This is a genomic window from Streptomyces tricolor, assembly GCF_002155905.1.
In the GTDB taxonomy this organism is placed as follows: domain Bacteria; phylum Actinomycetota; class Actinomycetes; order Streptomycetales; family Streptomycetaceae; genus Streptomyces; species Streptomyces tricolor.
Genome location: NZ_MUMF01000289.1, coordinates 1 through 9,312, shown reverse-complemented (window position 1 = coordinate 9,312; position 9,312 = coordinate 1). Strand labels below are relative to the sequence as shown.

8 protein-coding genes and 2 pseudogenes are annotated in these 9,312 nt (G+C 70.2%); 7 read left to right on the top strand and 3 right to left on the bottom strand.

Annotated features, from left to right (window positions below; translation table 11 throughout):
* A pseudogene (locus tag CCN44_RS21085) lies at window positions 1-347 on the bottom strand (DUF11 domain-containing protein); the annotation flags it as partial.
* A gap of 286 nt (window positions 348-633) precedes the next feature.
* Between CCN44_RS21085 and CCN44_RS21080 the strand changes: the two are divergent.
* From CCN44_RS21080 to CCN44_RS21060, 6 genes and pseudogenes are all read left to right on the top strand, one after another.
* Entirely contained in the window at window positions 634-1,215 is a 582-nt protein-coding gene (locus tag CCN44_RS21080) for a class I SAM-dependent methyltransferase (protein ID WP_086698582.1), read from the top strand.
* A gap of 30 nt (window positions 1,216-1,245) precedes the next feature.
* A complete protein-coding gene (locus CCN44_RS47410; protein WP_086698579.1) occupies window positions 1,246-2,406 on the top strand; it encodes a bifunctional class I SAM-dependent methyltransferase/NUDIX hydrolase in 1,161 nt (386 codons plus the stop codon).
* 42 nt (window positions 2,407-2,448) lie between these two features.
* Window positions 2,449-2,550, top strand: a pseudogene (locus CCN44_RS48035) (PIG-L deacetylase family protein); the annotation flags it as partial.
* A gap of 353 nt (window positions 2,551-2,903) precedes the next feature.
* The gene (locus tag CCN44_RS21065) at window positions 2,904-3,968 is read left to right on the top strand and encodes an NUDIX hydrolase (protein WP_237482585.1); all 1,065 of its coding nucleotides are present in this window, start codon (window positions 2,904-2,906) and stop codon (window positions 3,966-3,968) included.
* Window positions 3,969-4,032: 64 nt separating this feature from the next.
* Window positions 4,033-4,443 carry a GNAT family N-acetyltransferase gene (locus CCN44_RS43345; RefSeq protein WP_158103133.1) on the top strand — a complete coding sequence of 137 codons (411 nt, stop codon included), beginning with the start codon at window positions 4,033-4,035 and terminating at the stop codon, window positions 4,441-4,443.
* Between the two features lie 367 nt (window positions 4,444-4,810).
* On the top strand, window positions 4,811-5,176 hold the full coding sequence (locus CCN44_RS21060) for a MazG-like family protein (RefSeq protein WP_223284113.1): 366 nt from the start codon (window positions 4,811-4,813) through the stop codon (window positions 5,174-5,176).
* A gap of 546 nt (window positions 5,177-5,722) precedes the next feature.
* On the opposite strand, the gene CCN44_RS21055 is transcribed toward CCN44_RS21060, so the two are convergent.
* Complete coding sequence (locus CCN44_RS21055; RefSeq protein WP_086698574.1) at window positions 5,723-6,517, bottom strand: hypothetical protein; 795 nt, start codon at window positions 6,515-6,517, stop codon at window positions 5,723-5,725.
* Complete coding sequence (locus CCN44_RS21050) at window positions 6,498-7,034, bottom strand: RNA polymerase sigma factor (RefSeq protein ID WP_086698571.1); 537 nt, start codon at window positions 7,032-7,034, stop codon at window positions 6,498-6,500. Before CCN44_RS21050 ends, CCN44_RS21055 begins: the two co-directional genes overlap by 20 nt.
* A gap of 1,347 nt (window positions 7,035-8,381) precedes the next feature.
* Between CCN44_RS21050 and CCN44_RS21040 the strand changes: the two genes are divergently transcribed.
* The gene (locus CCN44_RS21040) at window positions 8,382-9,212 is read left to right on the top strand and encodes an SDR family oxidoreductase (protein ID WP_086698565.1); all 831 of its coding nucleotides are present in this window, start codon (window positions 8,382-8,384) and stop codon (window positions 9,210-9,212) included.
* Window positions 9,213-9,312 lie beyond the last annotated feature (100 nt).

Sequence of the window (9,312 nt, the reverse complement as noted above, 5' to 3'; positions counted from 1 at the left end):
CCGGCGCCCTCGGCGAGGTCGCCCACCGCCCACTGCCCGGCAGCCGGGTCGTAGGCGCCAGAGGCTGCCTCGGCGGACAGGAAGACCAGACCCTCAGGAAGCGGGTCGACGACGGTGACGCCGGTAGCGTGGTTCGGACCGGTGTTGATGACGGTGACGCGGTAGGTGACGGTCTGACCGACAGTGACGGTGGTCGCGTCCGCCGCCTTCACCACACTCAGGTCGGCCGCCGGCCCGACCTCAGTGACCTGCTCCCCGGAAACAGCCGTCAACAACTCGGGCCGCTCGCCGAGCCGGTTCTCATAGGAAGCAGTGGCACTGTTCCTGATCTGCCTACCCCCGGCCTCGATGAAGTCCAGCGCGGCGACGATCCGATGCGGTTGCGCCGTGACATGCCGCTCGATCTCCCGCGTACCCCGGCCTCGTCGGATCCCGGCCGAGCCGCCAGGTACGCCACGGCCTGCTCTAGGCCGTCGGTGTCACGGCCGGCAGGGGCCGTTCGGAGGTCCTCCGGGGTATAGAGACGCGAGGAGCTGTGGAACGGTTCGACGTGGCCGTGCTCGCCTCCCCCGTCCGCGCGCTGCGGGAGATCCCCGCCCGCGCGGCCGTGCCGCCCGCCCGCGAAGGAGCCTGATGACCACCACGTCCACTGCAGCCGCGACCTACTGGGAACCGCTCTGGTCCGAAGGCCGCCGCTACCGGCAGCTCGACGACACCGAGAACCAGCTGCTGGAGGACCACCTCGGCCCTGGCCGCGCCCGCCCGGCCCTCGACATCGGCTGCGGCGACGGCGCTCTTGCCCGACGCCTCGCCCAGCTCGGCTACCGCACGACCGGCATCGACTGCTCCCCCACCGCCATCGCGCTCGCCGCCGCCCAGGACCCCGGATCCGACATCGTGCCGGTCTGGCAGCGCATGGACATCACCACCGACGACCTCGGAACCCTGCCGGAACCGGCGTACGCGGCCATCACCTGCCGACTCGTCTACCGGTGGATCGACGACAAGGCAGCCTTCCTCAACCGAGTCCGCCACCTCCTCGCCCCGGGCGGAACCTTCTGGGTCGTCACCGAGATCGCCGGCCGCCGCCACGCCACCGACCCCTTGCAGAACCTCGGCATCACCCCGGCCCAGGCCGAACTCCTCACCGCAGGCTGGTCCGCCGTCCACACCGCCGACCTCGACGTCCTGCGCTGCTACGCCCTGTGTCCCTGAGCCCCCGCCCTGCGATCTGATGGAGGACCGGTGACCACCGAGCAGGACACCATCGCGACCTGGAACACCTACGGAAACCACCAACTCGCGCGAGGACTCGAGCTGCCCGAGCTGGACCGGTGGGACTGGGGCATCCCCGGCACCGGCCCCGGCATCGAAGTCTTCGGCGACGTGACCGGCCTGCGCATCCTCGACCTCGGCAGCGGGCTCGGCCGGCACGCCGCCCACCTCGCCGCCCGGGGCGCCGACGTCACCGCCGTCGACGCCTCCCCCGCACAGCACCAGCGCGCCGCCACTCGCTACCCCGACACCTCAGGCCTGCGCCTGGTGTGCGCCGACGCCGTGGCCCATCTACGCGACGCCGACCCGTACGACCTCATCTACTCCGTCTGCTCCGTTCCCTACCTGGACCCCGAGCGGCTGCTGCCCGTCCTGGCCAACGGCCTCAAGCCCGGCGGCCGCCTGCTCTTCTCCGCGCTGCACACCAACTCGAACGGCACCGGGCCGTCGAACGAGGTCGTCCCGCGACCCGAGATCCTGCGGCTGCCTGGCACCACCGACGACCACCCCGTCGACATGTGGGTCCTGTCGGCGCAGCTGTGGGAGGACCTCTTGGTCCAGCACGGTCTCACCGTGGAGGCGGTCACCGTGATCGACTCCGACAAGCCGGACAACCATGTCTCCTACCGGCTGTACGCTGCCCGCCGCCCGCAGCGCGTACCGAGCCGCCCCCGCACCAGCGCACCGCCCCCGCCGAATACCGCGCTGGGCGTCGGCGTGATCGTGCACGGACCGGACGGAGTCCTGCTCGGGCGGCACCTGCGCCGTACGTGGGAGCTTGCCGGCGGAACCGTCGAACCGGGAGAGACCCTCGCTCAGGCCGCTGTCCGTGAACTCCGCGAGGAAGCCGGCCTCGTGGCGGATCCCGGCGACGTACGGGTGCTGGGCACGCTCCTGGACCGGGTGGGCGACGTCGTCCGGGTGACAGTGCCCGTCGTCGTCACGCAGTGGTCCGGCGTCCCGGAGCAGCGCGAGGAGACCATCGGATCCTGGCGTTTCTGGCCTCTGGACGCGCTGCCCGGCCCGCTGTTCGTACCGAGCGCCCAGTGCCTTACCGCCTGGAACCGGAATCTGCCGCTCGACCACCCGCCCGCCCACTTCCAGGCCTATCGCTCACCTGGCCGTGCTTAGCCCGTCGCCCACGCACATCGCGTTCGAAAGGAAAGCACCATCGTGGCCCCGCCCCGTACAGGTGCTCCCCGCCCGTCCCTTCTGGGCGTCTTGGCACACCCGGACGACGAATCTCTCCTCGCCGGCGGTGTCCTGGCCCAGCACCGGACAAGAACGGCCTCGCGGTGCCGGACTCGTACCTGACCACCAGCGTCGACGTCATGCCCTGGGCCGACGCGAAGTGGCGCGCGGTGCTCGCGCACCGTGGCGAGGTCGCACGCGAACGGCCCCTGCCCGGAATCCTCGCCTGCCCCCAAAAAAAGCCGACCGCATCCGGATCATCCAGACCGAGTACTTCGCCCGGCTCAACCCAGGCTCGCCGAAGGGCGACCCGGACCAGCTGACCATCTGACCCCGCGCCCCGTGCTCGCGGCCCCTTCACCACCCGCGAGCAAACACCAACCGATCGGAGCACAATGACGACGACTTCCGCACCCGACGAACCTCCCAGCGTGGCGATGACCGACGAGGCGTACGGGGCGCTGCGCGCCTCGGCCGCCCTGTGGGCGGGCACCTCCGTGCTGATCACCAACCAGCGCGGTCAGATCCTGCTCCAGCGCGTCAGCTACCGGCCCACCTGCCTGCTGCCCGGCGGCGCCGTCGACACGGGTGAGTCCCCCGCTCAGGGCGCTGCCCGCGAGCTGGAGGAGGAGCTCGGCGTCAGGGCGAGCGTCACCCGCGGGCTGGCGGTCGACTGGGTCTCCCCCGCCGGCCGCACGACACCCTCCACCATGAAATTTCCCGGGGAGCTTCTGCACGTCTTCGACGGCGGCGTCTGGGACGAGGACCAGATCGCGTCGATCCGGCCGGCCCCGGGCGAGATCGAGGACATCGAGTTCGTCGAACCCGCCGACCTGCCCGGTCTGATGTCTCCTGGGGACGCCCGGCGTGCCCTTTGCGCTCTGCGGGCCCGGACCAACGGCACCGGCGCCGTGCTGCTGGAGGACGGCAAGCCGCTCGTGCCCACCCTGCTCGACCGCGTGAACGCCTTCACCCGGCATCGCGCCACCCATCACTGGCCCTGGCACGAGGGACCCGTACCCGCCGGGATCCCCGTTCGGCAGTGCTGGGGCTGGCTGTTCGCCGCAGACGGCCGTGTGTTGGTGCTCCTGGACCCCGCGAACGGTGCCGCCTGCCTGCCCGGCGGCACTCCCGAACCTCAGGATCAAGGAGACCCGGCGGCCACCCTCATCCGCGAGGCTGCCGAAGAAGCTGCCGTCCGGATCAGCGTTCCGGGTCTCCTCGGCTACCTGCCGGACGAGCATCACAGCGGCGGTTCGTGTGCCCGCGTGCGCATGGCCGCCACGCTGACCAACGTCGGGCCTTCCCGGCCCGACCCGGCCACCGGTCAGACCTACGTCCGGGCGCTGGCCACCCCGGAGCAGGTCATCGAGCTGTTCGACTGGGGGTCCAGTGCCGCCGACCAGCTCACCGCGGTCCACCGGGCACGGGCCCGGCTCCGCCTGCCTCGCGCCATCCGACAGCCTCTCACCCTCGTCACCGGCGATGAAGTCCTCCGGTGAGGGCAAGCGGCAGGCTACGGGCTCGACCTCATCCCCATGCCGTCACTACGACAAGGACCGCACCGTGGCTGATCCCCGGCCGGCACGCCCCGACGACGCCTTCGAGATCGCGCGCCTGCGATCCGAGCTGATCCTGTCCGAACCCTGGACGCATCCTGGCTCGCCGCCTGCCGGGACCAGCTCGCCACCCGACTGCACCCCGGAGGCGACGCCCGGGCCTACGTCATCGACGCCACCGACAAAGGACTCGCCAGCTGCGCCCTCGCCTTTCTCCAGCCGCTGCTCCCCGCCCCCCAAGTACCCCAAGGGCCTGGCCGCGCGCATCCACGCGGTGGCCGCCGAACCCTCTTACCGGCGCCGCGGATACGCCAAGGCCGCTCTCGCCACACTGCTCGAACACCTGGAACAGCACAGCGTCACCCGCTACGAGCGCCCTTGTACGAAGGGCTCGGTTTCCGGCCCGACCCCGCGCTGATGCGTATGACCCGCTTCCCCCCACGCACCCGGAGGGAGCACCACATGAGGCACGGACCTGGACCCGGGGGGATCGCGGCTGGATATTCAGGTCGTGCTCGGTTGCTGGCCGAGCCAGAAGGCGGCGATGGAGCACTGCCCGACCAGTCCCGCGCGGCCTCCACGCCCCCACCGCAGCAGGCCGAGAGTCGGCGACCCCTGATGACCCTCCTGTCCGGACTCACCGCCGACGCCCGGCACCGGATCCCCGTCGGCGAGTGGTTCGCTCGCCTGCCAAAACCGTGCCGGGACCGCTACGGCATCTGCCCCCTGATTCCCTCGATGGCCGGCGACGCCCGTCACTTCGCTGCCCCCTCAAGGAGCGCCCGTTGCATGCATATCCGCCGAACCTGCCGCTGTGGGACGTGATCGGCCAACTCGCCGACCTGTTTACGAGCCTGGACTCGGAACGCGGGATGAGCCCGGAGCAGCAGTGGACGCTGCAGGTCCTCAAGCTCTCCGAAGAGGTCGGCGAGTCCGCCCAGGCTGTAGTCGGGGCCTGGGGTACCAACCCTAGAAAGGGGCAAAGCCATACTTGGCGCCACGTTCAGGAGGAGGTCGCCGACACCGCGATCACCAGTCTGGTTACGCTGCACCGGATGCTGGGCGACGAGGCACCCGCGTTCCTGGCCGCCGTGCTCGCCCAGAAGTCTGCCAAGTTCCTCCCTCAGAGCAGCTGCGCGGAGGAGGTGTGAGCGACATGAGGGGTACCCCCGATCGCCTGGCGGACGACCGGTGTGACCTGCTGAGGGTGAACAGGTGTGGGTTGCGGGGCGGCCCCCAGCCCGGGGCGCTGCGTTCGGGGGCCGCCCGAGCCTCGCGGTCCTGTCAGCGCAAGGCAAACCGACAGTAGAGCCCAGGCCACAGTCCCGCGCGTCCAGCGAGCCAGCGGGGTGAGCTCGCAGTCGCCAACGCGGCTCCCCGCAGCGGACGCCTCGGCCAGCCTCCCGCTCGCCGAGCGGATGCGGGCATGGCCGTAGGAATGTTCAGTTCACGCAACCGCCCGTCGTCAGCCGTCCCCCCGAAAGCGAGCCGCGCCGGTCGGACCGCTGCCCATCCCGGTCGTTCGGGGACGACCCGTTCGGTACGCCTGGGAAGGGCGTTGCTGTTGCCTCGCCAGCCGCAGAAGAGTGGGGGGTGCGGGGGTGCTTGGAGCCGGCACCCCCACGAACCGGCAACCCCGTCCGATTGGTTGCCAGCGGGGCTCAGCGCTGCCTTGCCGGGCCGTCACCGGTTGCCGGTCAGGCCCAGGCTGTCAGTTCCTCGATGCGCTCAGCGAAGCCGGCGGTTGGCAGTGGAAGGTCGACGTCGTCGACGTACTCGATGGCAGTCGGCACGTACCTGACCACCGCGGCGGCAGCCTGAGGCAGGACCATGTGCTTCCAGGTGACCGTCGCCGTGGGTGGGCCGTCTTCAAGGCCGATGGCCAGCATGGTCCACGTGGAAGAGGACCAGGGAATGTCGCTCTCGTGAAGCGCATCCTCACCCTGTTGCGTCTCACCGATCGGTTCTTCAGGCTTGTCCCGCATCATCTGCGCACGCCACCAGTCGGCCTCGCGTGTCTCTCCCAGGGAGAGGTGATGCAGGTAGAGACAGCAGGCGGCAGACATATCGCCCGCGCCGGCGGCGAACTGCCACCAGAAGCGTGCGCTGTCCTCGCGTGCCGCCAGTTGCAGGACACATCCGAGAATGACAGCTCCATCGGGGTCCAGGATGCGGTGTCCGACGAATTGGGACATCTGATGCAGTGCGTCGGCCTGGCCTGCCATGCTCCGGCACAGAGCGCGGAGGGCGCCGGCCGCGTCGGCCCGCAGTTTCTCCTCCGGCCGCCAGGCGTCGCAGCCGGGAGAGTGTGGTCGTACGGTCTGCGCGCGGGCCGGCTGCATGGCGTCGTCGAAGGACAGAGCGCCGTGCAGCAACCGGTCCGCGACGCGGGCTGCGATGCGCCGCTCAGCTGCCTCGATGTCTTCGGTGCTGTACGTGCTGTCCATCAGTCGCGCCTTCGCCAGGACCCTCTCAATGGGCGCGGGGCTCATCGTGGCTCCTTTCGTCCTCGTCCAGCCCGAGGGCGTGCTTCAGACGCCGTCTGGCATACCGGGCAGTCGAGCGGACTCCGGCGACCGTGATGCCCATGATGTCGGCGGTGTCTTTCGTGTCATACCCCAGGCAGTAGCGCAGGACGATCACGTCGAACTGCCGCTCTGGGAGTTGGGTGATGGCCTGGTAGATGCTCAGAGACTCTTCGAGTTCCCCGATAGGATCGACGGCCTGGTGCAAGGAGCGGGTCTCGAACGCGGCGAAGTCCACCACGGAGGGACGACGGCCGCGGGCCCGGGCGACATCGATCGTGCGATTCTTGACCACTTTCCACGCATACGCCTCGGGGACCGGCTGGCTCAGCACCCGTGGCCAGTCGATCGCCAGTTGCTCGAAGGCGCTGTCGATGGCCTCCTCGGCATCGACACGCGAGCCCAGGTGCAGCTCGGCCCAGCGCACGTAGCAGGCTCGGTACAACTGATGAAAGGCGCGGAAATCGGCCGGCAACTGCGGCACGACAGCACCGCTCGGGCGACGCTGACCTTGCCCCGTCACGGACCCACCTCCGCGCGGTCGCAACGGCTCCCCCGGACGAGTTCGGCGTTCCCGAGGCGGACGCCAGCCACGGCAAGGCGCCGCAGAAGCATCCCCTCGTCGGTGCCGACCACCCGGGCCGCCACCGCGGCCACGACCCAATCGCCCATGAAGTGATTCATCACGGACCTCAAGTCCCCTTCGCTGTCAGATACGGCACCCACCCGCTCGGCGCCGGAGAGCGGTTGGGCTCCCTACCCGTAAAGCGTCTGCAAGCGCATGGACGTGCATCCGGTGACCCTAAAATCTTACGATCCGCTACCAGCCGGTTACTTTTGTGCGAACCAAGCGTCTTCGAGCCTGCCGTGCCGTCCCGGCTCCGAACCAGGACCGGAGCCCAGGCCTGCTTCTGGTCGACGCGCGGCGGATGTGTAGCTCGCAGCGAGGCGAGGACACCTTGGCCCCATCCGACGAAGCCGAGCAGCACGGGCACCAGGACGACACGTCGGTGACTGGACAGCGGGGCTGGCTTGCGGTGGCACGCATCCGTTCAGATAGCCGGCTTGCTGCCGTCTCACTCTCCGGGCGGGGGACGGCCGGCCCCAGGAGTCCCGCATCACGCGACTGGAGCGCACGTCCGCGCGCAGGCCGCAGCGAGACGTGCCCCTACCTCAACTCACTGGAGAATTGACGGTGTTGAAGTTGCCCTTCATTTGATCGGGTGACCTGATCCGCAGTCGTTCACTCCTGCACGAGCAGGCGTGGCAGATCCCGTGGTGCACGTCGATGGTCCATCACCGGCGTCCGCCTCATGCCGCCGACGGCGGAGCAGAAGCGCGTGTTGTCGGGTTCGGGTGTCCTGGCCACGTCGCGGACCGGGCCGCGGCCGGCGAGCACGTCGGGCCGCCGCCGGCGAGCGCGGTCACATCAACGCTTGGGGAAGCGCGGACTGTGCTGGGGCGGGGTGAGGACACCGGTCGCGGGGTCAGGTGGCCGCAGGCTCCATGTTCGCCTGGCCCGCTCAGCATCAGGGTCACCGTCGTGCTTGGAGCCGTGTGCAGCGCGGTCACCTCGTGGTAGATGTCCCACTCAACGGAGTTGACGGTGCCTGCGTGTGCTCCTGGCCCCGCTCCGCGGGGCTGGCCGCCATCGAGGACGTACCGGTCCTCGACGTACCCGCCGGCCAGGATTCTCGATTCGAAGGGCCAGGGGTGGGAGCGGGGGTGCGGGCCGGCCGTGTTTCTGCGCGGCGCACGCGACCGCGCATCCTGCGGGCCGGATTGCCCGTTTTGCCGCGGGCAGTGTGCGGACCCACTACCGTATACCGGCATGACGGTGCTGATCATCGGTGGCAGCGGTTTCCTGGGAGCCGAGCTGGTGCGCCAGGCGACGTCCGCCGGCCGCGTCACGGCCGCGACGTGCAACTCCCGTCCCGGCCATGCCGCTGACGTCTCGTGGCACCGACTCGACCTACGAGACCCCCGTCGTCTCGGCGAGGTCATCGACACCGTGATGCCCAGTGTGGTGATCAACGCGTCCAGCGGGGCGGCCGACTGGGCGGTCACCGCCGACGGCCCCATCCTCCTCACTCAGATGACGGCGCGCCGGGGGATCCGCCTGGTGCACGTCTCCAGCGACGCCGTCTTCTCCGGGACCTCTCGCTCCCTCTACGACGAGACGGCCCTTCCCGATCCGGTGACCCCCTACGGGGCCGCGAAGGCCGCCGCCGAGACCGCGGTGCGCCTGCTTCACCCCGATGCGGTCGTCGCCCGCACCTCGCTGATCATCGGCGACGGCCACTCCGCCCACGAGCAAGTGGTGCACGAGCTGGCCGCCGGCACCCGCAAGGGCGTGTTGTTCACGGACGACATCCGCTGTCCGGTGCATGTCGCCGACCTGGCGGCCGCCCTGTGGGAACTCGCCTCGTCCAACGCGGCCGGCGTCTTCCACCTCGCCGGGCCCGATGCGCTCAGCCGCTACGCTCTCGGCGTGCTCATCGCCCGCCGCGACGGCATCGACCCCTCCCAGCTGCCGACCGGTCTCAGGGCGAAGACGCGCCCGATCGGAGCCTTGGACGTGCGCCTCGACAGCCACGCCACACAAGGGCGCCTGCGCACCAGACTCCGCGGCGCCCGGGAGTTCCTCGGCACAGCCCGATGAGGACGGATGTCCAGATAGCGACAGCTTCGACGGGCAGGCGGCTTGACCTCGGTGCGACCACTGCCGTGCCCTGCCCCCGCACCCCGGCGGAGACCACCGC